Source organism: Billgrantia antri (genome assembly GCF_019430905.1).
Lineage (GTDB): Bacteria > Pseudomonadota > Gammaproteobacteria > Pseudomonadales > Halomonadaceae > Halomonas > Halomonas antri.
The window spans coordinates 453,163-467,840 of record NZ_JAHYCA010000001.1 but is presented as its reverse complement, the minus strand read 5'-3'; the positions used below and the strand labels follow the sequence as shown (position 1 = coordinate 467,840).

The window sequence follows — 14,678 nt, the reverse complement described above, 5'->3', positions numbered from 1 at the left end:
TCGTTGCGAGTCTTGGCGGCAGGGTTGTCCTGGTGCAGGGCCCAATTTGCGCCCAGCCGGTCGTCCTGTCCAGCATCCGGTCCACTGGTATTACCAGTTATTTCCAGCTATCTTGGAAAATATTTTCATGTCACACCATGGCCCAACCGCTCGACGGATACAAGTCGCTGCCTTGCGTGCCGGAGGAGCCCATGCTTGAGGATAGTGAGCCGCTGTCGCCGATGCGTACGCCCGATGCCGTGGCGGCGCGTCTGGAGGAGTTGATACTCGATGGCGTCTTTCGCCCTGGGCAGTTACTGCCTTCCGAGCGACGCCTGTGCGATCGCCTCGGCGTTTCGCGGACCTCGCTACGAGAGGGCCTGCGGGTGCTGCGCAGCAAGGGCATCATCGTCACCCGTCAAGGACGCGGATCGGTGGTGGCGGCGCTGGTGCCGGGGGGGGGACGACAGCCCCTTGATGCACCTGTTTCGCGACCACCCTCGTACGCTGTTCGATTTGCTGGAAGTGCGCTCGCTGCTGGAGGGCGAGTCGGCCAGTCTCGCAGCGGAGCGCGCCACGCCGGCGGATCGGGTGCTGATCCAGCGTCGCTACGAGGCGATGGTCGAGTACGTCGAGGCGGGACAGGAGATCGACGTGGAGCGGCTGGCGCACCTGGACCACGCCTTCCATCTGGCGATCTGCCAGGCATCGCACAACCCGGTGCTGGTGCACACGCTGCAGTCGCTCACCGACCTGCTGTTGAGTTCGGTATTCGCCTCGGTGAAGAACCTCTATCACCGCGAGGCGCCGCGGCAGATGATCAACCGCCAACACGCCCGGCTCTACCGGGCCGTGATGGGAGGCAAGCCCCAGGCAGCTCGGCGCGCCGCGCTCGATCACCTGTCGGCGATCGAAGCGGAGCTGAGAGAGATCGAGGCCGAGGATCAGCGCCTGGAGCGCTCGGCCATGCGGTTGCAGGAGTGGGAGTGACGCCGCTGCCCTGATGGCAGCGGCGTCGGGGGATTACCCCCCGACCTGAATCAGCGGATCCGACACCCCGAGTGCATAGAAGGCGATCAAGCCGATCGCGCCGGCGAATACCAGGTAGTAGAGCGTCGGCAGGATAGTCTTGCGGATCGTCTCGCCTTCGCGGCCGAGCAGGCCCACGGTGGCCGATGCCGCCACCACGTTGTGGATGGCGATCATGTTGCCGGCGGCGGCTCCGACGGCCTGCAGCGCCACCATGAAGGCGGTGGAAAGACCGAGTTGCTGGGCCACGTTGAACTGGAACTCGGCCAGCATCAGGTTCGATACCGTATTGGAGCCGGCGATGAAGGCGCCCAGCGCACCCACGGCGGGGGCGAAGAAGGGGTAGACGCTGCCCACGCTGTCGGCCACGAACTGGGCCATGGCGACCGGCATGGAGACCAGGTCGGCGGCGTTGACGCCGGAGTTGATCAGGATGCGCACCATGGGAATGGTGAAGATCAGCACGAAGCCGGCCCCGAGCAGGGTGCGTGAGGATTCGCCGAAGGCGGCCTTGAGCTCGCCGATGCGCATGCGATGCAGCACCGCCGTGACCAGCACCACCATCAGCAGGATACCGCCGGGGAGATAGAGCGGGGCGATGCTGCCGGACACGCCGGTTTCGCCGAGGATGTTGCTCCAGCCGAAGGCAAAGGCGGTGAGCGCCTCACGCAGCGGGTCGATGACGCGAGATGCCACCAGGAACAGCGCCAGCAGCACGTAGGGCAGCCAGCCCATCCAGGTGGAGAGCGGCGTCTTGCCGGCGATGTCGTCGATCTTGATCTCGATCTTGCCGATCCAGCCGGCCGGCCAGGCGTCGCGCTCGGGGAAGTCCCAACTGTCCTTGGGCAGCAGGAAGCCGCGGCGTGCCGCGGGCACGACGATGGCAAGCCCCACCATGGCGCCGATCATCGAGGGGAATTCCGGCCCCAGCAGTACACCCGCCAGGGCATAAGGCACCACGAAGGCCACGCCGGTGAAGAGGGCGAACGGGGTGATCGAGAGCCCCTCCTTCCAGGAGCGATTGGCGCCGAAGAAGCGCACCATGATCACCACCATGATCAACGGCATCAGGATGCCGACGATGGCATGCACGATGGCGACTTCCGCGGCGATCAGACGGAAGTACTCGAGCCAGGTGAAGCCGCCCGCCTCGAGCTGCTCGGTGATGGCATTCATGTTGACGCCCCCGGACACGCCGACCACGATCGGGGTGCCCACCGCGCCGAAGGAGACGGGCGTGGACTGGATCATCATGCCCACCACCACGGCGGATAGGGCGGGAAAGCCCAGTGCAACCATCAGCGGGGCTGCCACCGCCGCCGGGGTGCCGAAGCCCGAGGCGCCTTCGATGAAGCAGCCGAACAGCCAGGCGACGATCAGTGCCTGCACGCGACGGTCGGGGCTGATCCCGGAAAAGCCGTTGCGGATGGCCGCGATGCCGCCGGAGTGCTTCAGCGTGTTTAGCAGCAGGATGGCGCCGAAGATGATCCACAGGATCGACACGGTCAGGAGCAGGCCTTGGAATGTGGAGGCCAGTACCCGGTTGAAGCTCATCTCCCAGGCGAACAGCCCGATCAGGGCGGTGACCACGAAGACGATCGGCATGGCGGTTCGTGCCGCCAGGCGAAAACCGATGAGCAGCACGCCAGCCAGGATCAGTGGCGTGAAAGCAAGAAGTGCTAGGGTGGTATCCGTCATGACGTTTCCTCGGATGTCTCCTTATTGGCGTCCGGCAGGGCGAAGGTCACCCGGCGTGGCGCTTCTGCCGTGGCCGGCCAGGCGGCAACGATACGGAGAGTGCTGGTAAGTTGCTATCCACGGTTCATTGGTCTTACCAATATGAAGGCCTTGTCACTGTGCCGGGTGGTCCAGGTTTATTTCTTTGAAATCAATGATTTAGAGTGGCTTTCTTGCTGCTGATAAGAGTATCTTCTTTACTCGTTATTAGACTAATGGACAGGAAGGCGGTCACGGCCAGGCCGAGCCTGAACCAGTTGGCATCTGCTCGGGGAGGCTGGCACTATCCGAGGACGACCAACGGATTTCTCAGGAGTGATGCATGGCACGGGTTCTCTACGACCTCTGCGGTATCGACGAAGGGTTGCGCTTTTCCCCCTACTGCTGGCGGGTACGCTATGCGCTGGCCCACAAGGGGCTCGAGGCGGAGATGCGCCCGTGGCACTTCACCGACAAGCAAGCACTGGCCTTCGCCGACTACGACAAGGTGCCGGTATTGGTCGATGGCGAAGCGACGATCACCGACAGCTACGCGATCCTGCGCTATCTGGACCGGACCTATCCCGAGGCGCCCCTGCTGGGTGATGACATGGCTGAAGCCCGGGCGCGCTTCTTCAAGCACTACGCCGAGCGGGCGCTGGCGCCGGCCATGATGCGCACCATCATCATGGATCTGCTCAACGCCATCGATCCCAAGGATCGCGATTACTTCCGCGAGAGCCGCGAGAAGCGCTTCGGCCGCACACTCGAGGAGTTCCACTCGCCGGCCAAGGGGCTGGCCCAGCTCGATGCCGCTCTGGCACCTTTGCGTGGCCAACTGCAGGAGAGTGACTTCCTCGACGGCGAGGCACCGGCGGCGGCCGACTATCTGGTGTTCGGCAGCTTCATGTGGGCGAGGGTGGTCTCCACAGCCGATCTGGTGTCCAACGCCGACCCGGTCTACGGCTGGATCGAGCGCATGCTCGACCTGCATGACGGCCTGGGTCGAAAGGCGATGCGGATTACCGATATCGAGGGGGCTTACCGCTGAAGGGATGAAGCTATTGGAAGGGGATGCTCAAAGAATGTTGCACTGCACAAAAAGAGCTGCTATGTTGCATTGCAACAAGGCGCAATCCTGCCTTGGCAACGCAACGTAGGAGGTGTCTCATGAGCAAGACCCAAGACAAGGCGACCCAGCAGTTCGAAACCCTGTTCTTCGCCCCGGCGCGCGCTTATGGCTCGCTGTCCCTGGAATACTACGAGAAGCTGCTGTCGGCACAACTGGATGCCTTCCGTAGCTACTCCGACCTGAGCCTGGCCCAAGCCCGTGCCTGGGTCGACGTCAAGGACTCCGAGGGCCTCAAGCAGGTGCTCGAGACCCAGCAGAAAGCCGTCAAGGAACTGGGCGAGCGTCTGCAGGGCGACACCAAGAAGGTCGTCGACCTGAGCCAGGAGTTCCTGCAGAAGGGTCAGCAACTGACCGAGCAGAACGTCAAGGCCGCCAGCGCTGCGACCAAGTAAGTCGCAGCGTGCGCCGCTGACATCGAAAGGCCGTCGCCCTCCGGGCGGCGGCCTTTTCTCGTGGGTAGCGTCCGCCAACTCGTTGCCAGTCCCGTCATTCGCCAAGTAGCTCCATCACTTCTTCTTCCTCCACCTGGCCGAAATCGGCATAGAACTGGCCCACCGCCATGAAGCGCTGCGGCACGTCGAGGCAGACCACTTCGTCGGCAATCGCCTCCAGCCGTGTGACGGCGCTGGGCGAGGCTACGCCGAGAGCGGCGATCAGTCGTTCGGCGCGATCCTTCAAGGTCTTTAGCGCGGCTTCCATGGTCGCGCCGGTGGCACTGCCGTCGTCGACGATCACCACGATCCGGCCCTCGGGTGGGATCGGCGGGCGCACCGGGCTGTAGCGTCGACGCCTCTCCTCGAGCAGCTTGCGCTGCTGCTCGGCCTCGCGCTCGATCGCCTCTTTCGAGAAGTGCGAGGCAGCCTCGTCGAGCTTCATGGTGCCGTCTTCGCTGATCGCGCCGATGGCGAACTCGGGGCTGCCAGGGGCGCGTATCTTGCGTACCAGCACCACGTCGAGTTCACCCTCCAAGGCATCGGCCAGGTGACGCCCCATGGGAACCCCACCACGAGGGATGGCGAGTACCAGCGGATTGGAACCCTTGAGGTGTGACAGGCGCTCGGCGAGTAGCTCTGCCGCGTCCAGTCGATCACGAAACATGTCGCTCTCCTTTCCTCCGCTGCCGATTCTCTCCCAGTGTAGCTGGCCCTTTCTCGTGAGAGAGGCGGTACCAGGCGGCTGGATCAGGAGCGGAGTGAGAAAGAGGTGGAAATAATTTCTGTATACAATAAATTGATGTACTGTCGCTCATTGGGGCGCGATTTGGAATACATTTTTTGACCGATTGGACAGGAAATGCGAGTCGCAACGGGCGCGGTTAGCTCGGCGTGTACTGGAAAGTCTCTGGCCGCAATTCGAACAAATCACGGTGCCGGCTCTCCGTATACAGAAACACAACAACGACTGGATGGATCCATGCGAAAGATTCAGAACACTTCGATTTTCGACTTTCATGGGCGGCCTGCGCTGACCAAGGCCCTACCCTTGTCGCTGCAGCACGTGCTGGCCATGATTGCCGGTGTCATCACCCCACCGATCATCATTGCGGGCGTGGTGGGCGCAACGCCGGAAGAGAAGCTCTTGCTGATACAAATTGCCGTGTTGGCCTCGGGCGTTTGCACGCTGTTTCATCTTTACGGCGTCTGGAAATTCGGTGCCCGGTTGCCGGCAATCTTCGGCGTGGGCTTTGCCTATGTGCCTACGCTGATCGCAGTGGGCGCACAGTTCGGCATCGAGGGAATCCTCGGCGCTCAACTGATTGGCGGTATCACCATGATGGTGGTGGGGTACTTCATACAGTACATCCGCCACCTGTTTCCGCCGGTGGTGGCTGGCACGGTGGTGCTGGTGATCGGCCTGTCGCTCTACGACATCGCGGTGCGCTACATGGCCGGTAACGGCAACGTCAACGCTCCCGGGTTCGGCGATCCGCAAAACTGGGCCGTGGGCCTGGTAACGCTGGTTACGGTGCTCGTCGCCTCGCAGTTCGGCAGGGGGGTGATCAAGCTATCGGCGATCATCGTGGGGATTCTGGTGGGCTATCTTCTGTCGCTGGCGCTGGGGATGGTCAGCTTCGGTACGGTGGCCCAAGCCAGTTGGGTGGCGGTGCCCCAGCTCATGCCCTTCAGCATGGAATTCCATGCCTCGGCAATCGCCGCCATGGTGGTCATCTGCGTGATCAACTCGGTCCAGACCATTGGCGACCTCTCGGCGACCACCGTGGGTGGCATGAATCGCGAGCTGAAGACGCGGGAACTCACCGGCGGTTTGCTGGGCAACGGCCTGACCACGACGGCAAGCGCCTTCTTCGGTGCCCTGCCTACCTCCACGTTCAGCCAGAACGTGGGCATTGTCGCCATGACCAAGGTGATCAGCCGCTTCGTGCTGGCGCTGGCCGGCGGCTTCATGCTGCTGGCGGGCCTCAGCCCCAAATTCGGTGCGATCATGACCACCATCCCTTATCCGGTGCTCGGCGGAGCCACCATCACCGTGTTCGGCATGATCACCATGACCGGCATCAAGCTGCTGATAAAGGACGAACTCTCCGCCCGCAACATGACCATCGTGGGCCTGGCACTGGCGCTCAGCCTGGGTATCGCCGAGGTGCCGGCGGCGATCGAACGCTTCCCCGAATGGCTGCAGAACCTGGTCGGTGGTGCACCCATCGTGGTGGCCGCCATTACCGCCTTCGTGCTCAACCTGCTGCTGCCGAACGTGACCCTGGACGACGAGGCTCGCGAGCGCGAGGCGATGGCAAGCGATGACAAGGGGGAGTCTGGCTGTGGGGCGCGACAGGAGATGCGCCAACCGCTCGGCAAGGCGCCGCGTGGCTGACCTTCAGCACGTTATTTTTTTGGAAACTATTTCTGTATACATTTTAGTTTTCATGGGAAGCGGAAAATGTATTCAGTTATAGCCTCATAATCACAACAAAGGATCTACCCATGCATGATCGAACGACTTGGCGTCTTGCCACTGGTGTCGCGCTGCTGTGCGGCCTGTCGGTCGGCACGGCTCAGGCAGCCACCTGGAGCGATACCTTCCTCGGTTATCGCTATGGCACCCGGTTCACGGAGCCGGGCAATCCGAATGATGTCGAGAAGCACATCCTTCAGTTCACCCATGTAAGTGGCTACACACTGGGCCAGAACTTCCTGAACGTGGACGTGCTGCAGTCGGACAGTACCGATCCGGCCAGCGGCGGCGAGAGCGGTGCCACCGAGGCCTACCTCACCTACCGTCACCAGCTTCATTTCGGCAAGCTGTTCGGCGAGCCGCTGGCCTTCGGCCCGGTCAAGGAGGTGGGGCTAACCGGCGGGTTCGACCTCAACACCAAGAACACCGAGTTCGCTCCGCGTAAGCGCATGCTGGTGGCGGGCCCCACCCTTAAATTCGACGTGCCCAAGGGCTTCCTCGATCTCAGCCTGTTCTATGCCCATGAGTGGAATCACTGCGGTGCGGGATTCTGTGAGATCAACGAGATCGAGTTCGACCCCTATTACCAGCTCAACCTGGCATGGGGGCTGCCCTTCTCCGTGGGGGCGCTGCCGATGAAATTTCAAGGCTTCTACAACTATAACCACGAGAAGGGCGAGGACTACCAAGGCAACGCCACCGAGGCCGAGCAACTGCTGCGTACGGCGCTGATGCTTGACGTGGGCCAACTGGCATGGGGCGAGGAAAATCGCCTATGGGCCGGGGTCGGCTATGAATACTGGCGCAACAAGTTCGGCAACCATGACAAACCGGGCGTCGATACCGATGCGGCCACCCTGCAGCTGGAGTGGCATTTCTAAATCAGACATTTATCGACAACGAGCAGGGCCGCCCAGAAGGCGGCCCTACTTATTTCGAAGCACTGGGGTGCGGTCAGTTTGGTGATGCAAGTCGTGGTGTCGTCGAGCGGTGCCGAACGGGAGAAGAGGATAGAAGACGACGGTGCGCCGCCAGCTTGCCGGCGGCACGTGATGACAAAGGGACGATCAGACTTCGGCGCCGGTCTTCTCCGCTTCGCCGGTGGCCGGTTCCTCACCACCGCGCTGACGGCGAGGCTTTCCGGGCAGCAGCGCATCCAGCAGCAAGGCAGCCACAGCCGCCGGCACCAGGCCGGACTTGAGCAGCAGGCCGACCTGACCGGGCAGAGTCTGGGAAATCTCCTCCACCGCGGGCAGACCGATGCCCAGGCTCAGCGATACGGCGATGATCAACATGGCCCGCTGATCCAATTCGCACTCCTGGATGATCTTGAGGCCGGCCGAGGCGATCATGCCGAACATGACGATGCCGGCGCCTCCTAACACGGCATGGGGCATGGCAGCGACCAGACCGCCCAGCTTGGGGAACAGGCCCATGGCGATGAGCAACAACCCGCCAATGGTTACCACGTGTCGGCTGACCACGCCGGTAAGAGTGATCAAGCCGACGTTTTGAGCGTAGGCCGTATTGGGAAGGGTGTTGAAAACCGCCGCGAACGATGTCGCCACGCCATCGGCCATTACGCCACCGGAGAGTTCGCGGTCCTTGGCCGCACGCCCCGCGCCGCCGGCGGTGATGGCGGAAATGTTGCCGATGGTCTCGAGGCCCACCACGAACATAATCAGCGCCATGCCGACGACAGCCGTAAGTGAGAACTCCATACCGTATTCGAGCGGTTTGGGCAGGGCGAACCAGCTCGCCTCGCGCAGGTTGGTGAAGTCCACCATGCCAAGCGCAATCGCTGCCAGATAACCGGCCAGCAGGCCGAAGAGAATCGAGGAGGCCTTGACGAATCCGCGCCCCAACTGGTGCACGGCAATGCACACGACCAGCACGAACAGCGCCAGCAGTAGGTTCGTTGGCGAAGCGAAGTCAGGGGAGCCCACGCCGCCAGCCGCGTACTTGAGACCTACGGGCATTAGGGTGATGCCGATCAGCAGTACCACGATGCCGGTCACCACCGGAGAGAACCAGTGTCGAATCTTCTTCAGAAAAGTTCCGAGTACCACCTGCAGCAAGCCGGCAACGAACGAGGCGCCGAGTACCGCGGGCAGGCCGAAGGCCTTGGCCAGTGGTAGGGCGACCGGCAGGAAGCCGAAGCTCGTGCCCTGGACGATCGGCAGGCGGGCGCCAATCGGGCCGACGCCAATGGTCTGGATCAAGGTCGAGACACCTGCCACGAACAGGGCCACCTGGATCAGGAAGATCTGCTCCCCAGCGCTGGCACCGATGACGCCGGCAATGATGATCGGTGGGGTCACGTTGCCAGCGAACATGGCCATGATGTGCTGCAGGCCGAGAGGGATGGCCTTGGACAGCGGCGGCATGGCGTCAGGGTCCTGATTGATGGTGCGTGTGGGATTACGCTGGGGATGAGGTGCGGAGCGGGTTGTGGACATGTTCAAGCTCACGATTCGTTGTTGTTGGGAGGGATGCCTGGTTGAGGACTGGCGGTCTGCCTTTACCTCTGTGCGTCAGAGTCAATAGTAAATGTACACAATGCTTGTTTTTTTAAAAGACAATTGTCGTGTACAGGGCGGATTTATTTTACTTTTTCTTTTGAAACAGTGGCTTATAAGAAATTAATTGACCGATTGGTCAGGCCAAGACCTTTCTGGAGAGAGGCGAAGTGCGAGGCCACCATTGGCCTCAATGGGCTTGTCAACGCTGATATTTTCAATGGTAAATAACTGATATTATTGTTCAATTCTCACAATCTGACGATCTTGTGCAGCGTTGAAAGGTCTCTTGGGCGAGGCATGGTACGGTATGCTTTCAGAGATTGTTGTATACAAAAAATGGATACAGGGTTATCGATATGCGACAACTACACAACCTGACGGTGCGGGCCAGTTGGTTCCTGGTGTTGCTGGGTTTCTTGACGATGCTGGTGGCCTTGAGTGCCATCGGCCTGTGGGCCGTTACCCATAGCCAGCGGAACTTCGATGCGTTCGAGGCGGTAAACGTGAACCAGCAGGCAACCCTGAACCGTGCCAATTCGATGTTGCAGAGCGTACGGCTCGACATGGCACGGCACTATGAGCAGGCCCTGGAGAACCGGCAGAGGGTCGATAGGGAGCCGTTAGACGACCTGCAGCAGCGTTTGGCCATGGCCTCGGAGGTCTTCGGGGAGTTCACATCGCTGCCGCGACAGCCGGGGCAGGATGCGCTCATTACGCCTGTCCAGGATCGCTTTGCCCAGTTGCTGGAGAGAGCCGTGGAGCCCCAGTTAAGTGCCCTGGCCGAAGGCAGGTGGGAGGATTATGCGCGTTCGAGGGATGTCGCTTATGCCGCTTACGACGACTTCTACCAGGCAGCGGTAGGGTTTTTTCGTACAGCTGAGGCGGAGGGGGCCGCACGGGCCAGCGACTTCGGCTGGGTGGTCGATGTCACGCGCAAGGCCATCATAGTCGTCTTCATCGGTGTGATCGTCATGATCGTGGTCGTCTTCTGGGGCGTGACCCAGCACCTCATCCGTCCGCTCGAGCGGGTCATCGAACATTTCCAGCAGATGGCCCAGGGTAACCTGGCCGAAGTGGTCGAGCGCCGGGGGAGTAACGAGATCGGCAAGCTACTCTCCGCTCTCGACGACATGCAGGCCGCACTTCGCGACACGGTCTCACGGATGCGGGATAGCAGTGGCGAGGTGTATGCCGGTGCATCCCGAATCGTCAGTGCCAATCGCGACCTCTCGGCGCGCACCGAGCGCCAGGCCGCTGCGCTGACCGAGACCGCCTCGAGTATGGAGGAGATTACGGCGACGGTGAGAAGCAACAGCCAGAATGCCGCCGATGCGAGCCAGATGGCGGAGCGCGCCGCCGGTCAGGCCGAGGAGGGCGGGAGTATCGTGGCCGGTCTCGTCGAGCAGATGCATCAGGTTCGCGAAGGGGCGGAGCGCATTACCGACATCATCGGCCTGATTGACCAGATCGCCTTCCAAACCAATATTCTCGCCCTTAACGCCTCGGTCGAGGCGGCACGTGCGGGTGAGCACGGGCGAGGCTTTGCCGTCGTCGCCAATGAAGTGAGGAAATTGGCCACCCGCAGTGCGGACGCCTCCGCCGAAATTCGATCGCTGATCGTGCATTCCGTCGAGCAGACCCGGGCGGGGACGGCGAGCGCCGACAAGGCCGGCGAAGCCGTGGAGGCCATCCGGCAGTCGATCCACGAGGTTAACCGGTTGATGGGAGAGATCGCCCATGCCTCGCGCGAGCAGGAAGCCGGCATCGACGAGATCAATCGCGCTGTGTCCGACATGGACGACACGACGCAGCAGAATGCCGCCATGGTGTTGCAGGCCAGTGAGGCGGCCAATCAGCTGAGCGGCGTGGCTGGCGATCTGCAGACGGCCGTTGAGCGCTTCCGGCTTGGCGAGCAAGATTCGTCGCGAGCGCATGACCACGGGGATGCGGCTCCCCCCTCATCATCACATGGCCTCGCCGGTGCCGCCCTGCCGGATCTCACCACTCAGCCGGCTGGTTGATTGGCTGACTCGTACCTAACGCTGTGACGGTCCGGCAGCACCGGCGCAGCTCGGGAGGGCTGGCGAGCGGTACTTCGTACACACCACGACCCGCGGTGAAGCCCCACGGGTCTTGGCGTCATGGTGAGGGTCAGCGCGCGCGGTCGTCGAGCCGGAAGCGGGCGATGCGGTTGATCTGCTCGATGGCGGTGCGGCGCTCTTCTTCGGGGGAATTTTCCAGGCGGGTCACGAAGGCCGCGAGAATGGCATGCCGGTCGCTGCCCTTCACGGCCATGACGAAGGGAAAGCCGAACTTGTCCTTGTACGCAGCATTGAGGCGCTCGAAGCGAGCCATTTCCTCGGGGGTGCACTGATCGAGCCCGGCGCCGGCCTGCTCGCGCGTGGAGTCGTCGGTCAGTTCACCGGCAATGGCGGCCTTGCCGGCCAGGTCGGGGTGGGCGCGAATCACCTCGAGCTGACGCTCCGGCGTGGCGCTGCGCAGCGTTGTGCCCATGGCATCGGCGAGGCCGGACGGCGTGTCGTGCTGATCCGTCAGGCCGCGTTCCCAGGTCAATTCCGCCACCCAGGGTGAGTGCTCGTAGATGTCGCCGAAGCTGGTGACGAAGTCATCGCGGTCGAGCGTGCTGGGGCGTGGCGTCAGTTTCTTATCGTTCATCGTGATCCTCCTTGGTCGGGCTGCAAGAGAGTGCTCGTAGCGTGTCATACTCAAAGTGTATACAAAAAATCTTTGAAATGTACCATATAACAAGCTAAAACTGTCTTCATGATAGAGGGGCGGGCTCAAGCCCGCCAGGTATTGGCTCGACCCGGAGCCGGCAGCTACCGGGCTAACGATGGGAGTAACGAAATGGGACGACTGACCACGCACGTATTGGATACCGCCCAGGGCCGCCCCGGAGAAGGCATTCGCATTGAGGTCTATCGCCTGGAGGGGGCGCAGCGCACTCCGCTCAAGACGGTCACGACCAACGACGATGGCCGCTGCGATGCGCCCATCCTGGAAGGGGACGACTTCAAGGCCGGCGAATACGAACTGGTCTTCCATGCCGGTGACTACCTGCGCCAGCAGGGCATCCAGGCGGACGAACCGCGCTTCCTCGACGTCATCCCGCTGCGCTTTGGCGTGGCCGACGATTCGCAGCACTACCATGTGCCGCTGTTGCTCTCCCCGTATGGTTATTCCACCTACCGCGGCAGCTAGGAAAGGGCATCTCTTCGCCTTGAGAGTCGCTGCGTTGGCCCCGGGCCACTGAACAACAACACCGATCGAGACCCCTCAGATGCAAGCTTACCTACTGGAGTTCGTCAATTTCATGCTGCGCTGGCTTCACGTCATCGCGGCAATTGCCTGGATCGGCGAGTCGATATACTTCGTGATGCTGGACAACGGCCTGCGTAAGCCCAAGGCAGCCGAGGATCGCGACAAGGGCGTATTCGGGGAGATGTGGGCCGTGCATGGCGGCGGCTTCTATCACAACCAGAAGTACGCCACGGCGCCCGCCAAACTGCCGGAAGACCTGCACTGGTCGTTCTGGAAGGCCTATACCACCTGGCTTTCCGGCTTCGCCCTGTTCGTGCTGCTGTACATGGCCAACCCGGGCTTCTACCTGGTCAACCCCAACAGCGACTGGGCGTGGGCCGCCGACTTGAGCGGCTGGCAGGCCAACATACTGGCGCTGGCATTCCTGCTGGGGGGCTGGGTCGTCTACAACGAGATGTGCAAGCGCATCAGTCCCAACATGGATCGCGACGGGATCCTGAGCCTGGCGGTCGCCGTGCTGATGGTCGTGGTGTCCTACCTCAGCGTGCACCTGTTCTCCGGTCGTGCCGCCTTCCTGCTCACCGGTGCCGTCATGGCCACCGCCATGTCGGCCAACGTCTTCTTCTGGATCATTCCCGGCCAGCGGCGCATGGTGAAGGCCATGAAGGCGGGCGAGGCGCCCAATCCGCTGGACGGCAAGCGCGGCAAGCAGCGCTCGGTGCACAACACCTACTTCACCCTGCCGGTCGTGCTGCTGATGATCAGCAACCACTACTCCTTCGTGTACAACCACGAATACGCCTGGGTGCTGATGTCACTGTTCATCTTCGCCGGTGCGCTGATTCGCCAGTTCTTCGTGCTGATGCACGCCGGCAAGATCCAGCCCGCTTACCCGGTGGCCGGTGCGGCGCTGATCGCCGTGGCCTTCTGGATCGGCATGCCGGCCAACAGTGCGTCTGAGGGGGCTGCAAGCAGCGAGGGGCCGAGTTTGGCTGAGGTCGAGGCCATCATCGAGTCACGCTGCGTCGCCTGCCATTCGGCCAGCCCGACCCAGGCGGGCTTCGGTTCGGCGCCGGCAGGGGTGATCTACGACACCACGGCGCAGATCGAGGGGCATCGCGAGAAGATCCAGGAGGTCGTGGCCAGCAAGTACATGCCACTTGGCAATATGACCGGAATGACCGACGAGGAGCGCGACGCGATCGCCGCCTGGTCGGAGTAGACCGCGTTGGCTGATCCGCTGGCCCCCAGCCCGCTTGTCGACGGTGCTGGGGGCTTCTGGTTCGATAGTTGGCGGAAGACGTATACAATGATTGGCAGTGACGGTATGCGAGGAGGGCGACCATGAACCAGCGGCAGAGCCTGGCCGAGGCGGGCGATTCGAGCAAGGCCAAGCCTCGGCGCCTGGGCAAGAACGGCGATGGGGCGGAGCGCCACGAGGCGATCTATCGCACGATCAGCGATGCCATCATCGAGCACCGCCTGCGCCCCGGAGCGCGCCTGCGCGAGGATGCCCTGGCCGAGGTGTTCGGCATCAGCCGCACCGGCATTCGCAAGATTCTTCAGCGCCTGGCCCTGGAGCAGTTGGTCACCCTGACGCCGCGGCGCGGAGCCAGCGTCACCCGTCCGACCGCCGACGAGGCCAAGGATGTCTTCGACGCGCGCCAGATGGTGGAATGCGGACTGATGCCCGAAGTGGCTCGTCGCATCACCGCCGAGAACGTGCGCGAACTGCGTGACATGGCCCGACGCGAGCGCGAGGCGCTCAAGTCGGGTGAGCAGAGCCGTGCGATCAAGCTTTCCGCCGCCTTCCACGAACGTATCGCCCAGCTTTCCGGCAATGCCACCCTGGCGTCTTTCGTCGGCCAGCTCTGTTCACGTTCGTCGCTGATTCTCGCTGTCTACGGCAGCTCGGGGCACCTGGGCTGCGAATCCCATGATCACGACGACCTGATCGGTTATCTGGACGCCGGCAACGGCGAGCGTGCTGCCGCCTTCATGAGTCGACACCTCAAGGCCATCGAAGCCTCGCTCTCCATCGTCGAGGAAGAGGAAGACACGCCGGACCTGCAGCGTATCTTCGGCGCCTGAGCGGCGCTGCTACC

At 62.4% G+C, this 14,678-nt stretch carries 13 protein-coding genes and 1 pseudogene; 10 read left to right on the top strand and 4 right to left on the bottom strand.

Translation table 11 applies throughout. The annotated features are described in order from the left end of the window. Positions 1–137: 137 nt before the first annotated feature. Both KPL81_RS20815 and KPL81_RS02115 read left to right on the top strand, forming a co-directional pair. Positions 138–359 (top strand): annotated as a pseudogene (locus tag KPL81_RS20815) (GntR family transcriptional regulator); the annotation flags it as partial. 97 nt (positions 360–456) lie between these two features. Continuing rightward, positions 457–969, top strand: a complete 513-nt coding sequence (locus tag KPL81_RS02115) for an FCD domain-containing protein (RefSeq protein ID WP_338035583.1) — start codon at positions 457–459, stop codon at positions 967–969. A 33-nt stretch (positions 970–1,002) separates the two neighbouring features. On the opposite strand, the gene KPL81_RS02110 is transcribed toward KPL81_RS02115, so the two are convergent. After that, positions 1,003–2,706 (bottom strand): L-lactate permease, encoded by a 1,704-nt coding sequence (locus KPL81_RS02110; protein ID WP_219790482.1) that lies wholly within the window; start codon positions 2,704–2,706, stop codon positions 1,003–1,005. Between the two features lie 361 nt (positions 2,707–3,067). Here KPL81_RS02110 and KPL81_RS02105 point away from each other — a divergent pair, with 361 nt between their 5' ends. Both KPL81_RS02105 and KPL81_RS02100 read left to right on the top strand, forming a co-directional pair. Then, the gene (locus KPL81_RS02105) at positions 3,068–3,775 is read left to right on the top strand and encodes a glutathione S-transferase N-terminal domain-containing protein (RefSeq protein WP_209473741.1); all 708 of its coding nucleotides are present in this window, start codon (positions 3,068–3,070) and stop codon (positions 3,773–3,775) included. A 119-nt stretch (positions 3,776–3,894) separates the two neighbouring features. Next, the gene (locus tag KPL81_RS02100; RefSeq protein WP_209473740.1) at positions 3,895–4,248 is read left to right on the top strand and encodes a phasin family protein; all 354 of its coding nucleotides are present in this window, start codon (positions 3,895–3,897) and stop codon (positions 4,246–4,248) included. Positions 4,249–4,342: 94 nt separating this feature from the next. Here KPL81_RS02100 and KPL81_RS02095 read toward each other — a convergent pair whose 3' ends face one another. Further along, the gene (locus tag KPL81_RS02095; protein ID WP_219790481.1) at positions 4,343–4,954 is read right to left on the bottom strand and encodes a phosphoribosyltransferase; all 612 of its coding nucleotides are present in this window, start codon (positions 4,952–4,954) and stop codon (positions 4,343–4,345) included. A 315-nt stretch (positions 4,955–5,269) separates the two neighbouring features. Here KPL81_RS02095 and KPL81_RS02090 point away from each other — a divergent pair, with 315 nt between their 5' ends. Both KPL81_RS02090 and KPL81_RS02085 read left to right on the top strand, forming a co-directional pair. After that, positions 5,270–6,688 (top strand): uracil-xanthine permease family protein, encoded by a 1,419-nt coding sequence (locus KPL81_RS02090; protein ID WP_219790480.1) that lies wholly within the window; start codon positions 5,270–5,272, stop codon positions 6,686–6,688. Positions 6,689–6,798: 110 nt separating this feature from the next. Next, positions 6,799–7,650, top strand: a complete 852-nt coding sequence (locus KPL81_RS02085) for an outer membrane protein OmpK (RefSeq protein ID WP_219790479.1) — start codon at positions 6,799–6,801, stop codon at positions 7,648–7,650. A 186-nt stretch (positions 7,651–7,836) separates the two neighbouring features. Here the strand turns inward: KPL81_RS02085 and KPL81_RS02080 are convergent, their stop codons facing one another. After that, on the bottom strand, positions 7,837–9,228 hold the full coding sequence (locus tag KPL81_RS02080) for a uracil-xanthine permease family protein (protein ID WP_219790478.1): 1,392 nt from the start codon (positions 9,226–9,228) through the stop codon (positions 7,837–7,839). Positions 9,229–9,647: 419 nt separating this feature from the next. Between KPL81_RS02080 and KPL81_RS02075 the strand changes: the two genes are divergently transcribed. Next, positions 9,648–11,312 (top strand): methyl-accepting chemotaxis protein, encoded by a 1,665-nt coding sequence (locus tag KPL81_RS02075; RefSeq protein ID WP_219790477.1) that lies wholly within the window; start codon positions 9,648–9,650, stop codon positions 11,310–11,312. Positions 11,313–11,442: 130 nt separating this feature from the next. Here KPL81_RS02075 and uraD read toward each other — a convergent pair whose 3' ends face one another. Then, complete coding sequence (gene uraD, locus KPL81_RS02070; protein ID WP_219790476.1) at positions 11,443–11,967, bottom strand: 2-oxo-4-hydroxy-4-carboxy-5-ureidoimidazoline decarboxylase; 525 nt, start codon at positions 11,965–11,967, stop codon at positions 11,443–11,445. Between the two features lie 192 nt (positions 11,968–12,159). Between uraD and uraH the strand changes: the two genes are divergently transcribed. The 3 genes from uraH to KPL81_RS02055 all read left to right on the top strand — a co-directional run bounded on the left by uraH (position 12,160) and on the right by KPL81_RS02055 (position 14,664). Continuing rightward, positions 12,160–12,513 (top strand): hydroxyisourate hydrolase, encoded by a 354-nt coding sequence (gene uraH / locus KPL81_RS02065; protein WP_219790475.1) that lies wholly within the window; start codon positions 12,160–12,162, stop codon positions 12,511–12,513. A gap of 79 nt (positions 12,514–12,592) precedes the next feature. Continuing rightward, positions 12,593–13,795, top strand: coding sequence for a urate hydroxylase PuuD (locus KPL81_RS02060; protein ID WP_219790474.1), 1,203 nt, complete (start codon positions 12,593–12,595; stop codon positions 13,793–13,795). Between the two features lie 122 nt (positions 13,796–13,917). Beyond that, positions 13,918–14,664, top strand: a complete 747-nt coding sequence (locus KPL81_RS02055; RefSeq protein WP_219790473.1) for a GntR family transcriptional regulator — start codon at positions 13,918–13,920, stop codon at positions 14,662–14,664. Positions 14,665–14,678 lie beyond the last annotated feature (14 nt).

What these genes read in the sequence shown, in the direction of transcription:
- KPL81_RS02115 (WP_338035583.1), top strand. Translation starts at nt 457, where the DNA reads ATGCACCTGTTTCGCGACCACCCTCGTACGCTGTTCGATTTGCTGGAA.
- KPL81_RS02110 (WP_219790482.1), bottom strand. Translation starts at nt 2,706, where the DNA reads ATGACGGATACCACCCTAGCACTTCTTGCTTTCACGCCACTGATCCTG.
- KPL81_RS02105 (WP_209473741.1), top strand. Translation starts at nt 3,068, where the DNA reads ATGGCACGGGTTCTCTACGACCTCTGCGGTATCGACGAAGGGTTGCGC.
- KPL81_RS02100 (WP_209473740.1), top strand. Translation starts at nt 3,895, where the DNA reads ATGAGCAAGACCCAAGACAAGGCGACCCAGCAGTTCGAAACCCTGTTC.
- KPL81_RS02095 (WP_219790481.1), bottom strand. Translation starts at nt 4,954, where the DNA reads ATGTTTCGTGATCGACTGGACGCGGCAGAGCTACTCGCCGAGCGCCTG.
- KPL81_RS02090 (WP_219790480.1), top strand. Translation starts at nt 5,270, where the DNA reads ATGCGAAAGATTCAGAACACTTCGATTTTCGACTTTCATGGGCGGCCT.
- KPL81_RS02085 (WP_219790479.1), top strand. Translation starts at nt 6,799, where the DNA reads ATGCATGATCGAACGACTTGGCGTCTTGCCACTGGTGTCGCGCTGCTG.
- KPL81_RS02080 (WP_219790478.1), bottom strand. Translation starts at nt 9,228, where the DNA reads ATGTCCACAACCCGCTCCGCACCTCATCCCCAGCGTAATCCCACACGC.
- KPL81_RS02075 (WP_219790477.1), top strand. Translation starts at nt 9,648, where the DNA reads ATGCGACAACTACACAACCTGACGGTGCGGGCCAGTTGGTTCCTGGTG.
- uraD (WP_219790476.1), bottom strand. Translation starts at nt 11,967, where the DNA reads ATGAACGATAAGAAACTGACGCCACGCCCCAGCACGCTCGACCGCGAT.
- uraH (WP_219790475.1), top strand. Translation starts at nt 12,160, where the DNA reads ATGGGACGACTGACCACGCACGTATTGGATACCGCCCAGGGCCGCCCC.
- KPL81_RS02060 (WP_219790474.1), top strand. Translation starts at nt 12,593, where the DNA reads ATGCAAGCTTACCTACTGGAGTTCGTCAATTTCATGCTGCGCTGGCTT.
- KPL81_RS02055 (WP_219790473.1), top strand. Translation starts at nt 13,918, where the DNA reads ATGAACCAGCGGCAGAGCCTGGCCGAGGCGGGCGATTCGAGCAAGGCC.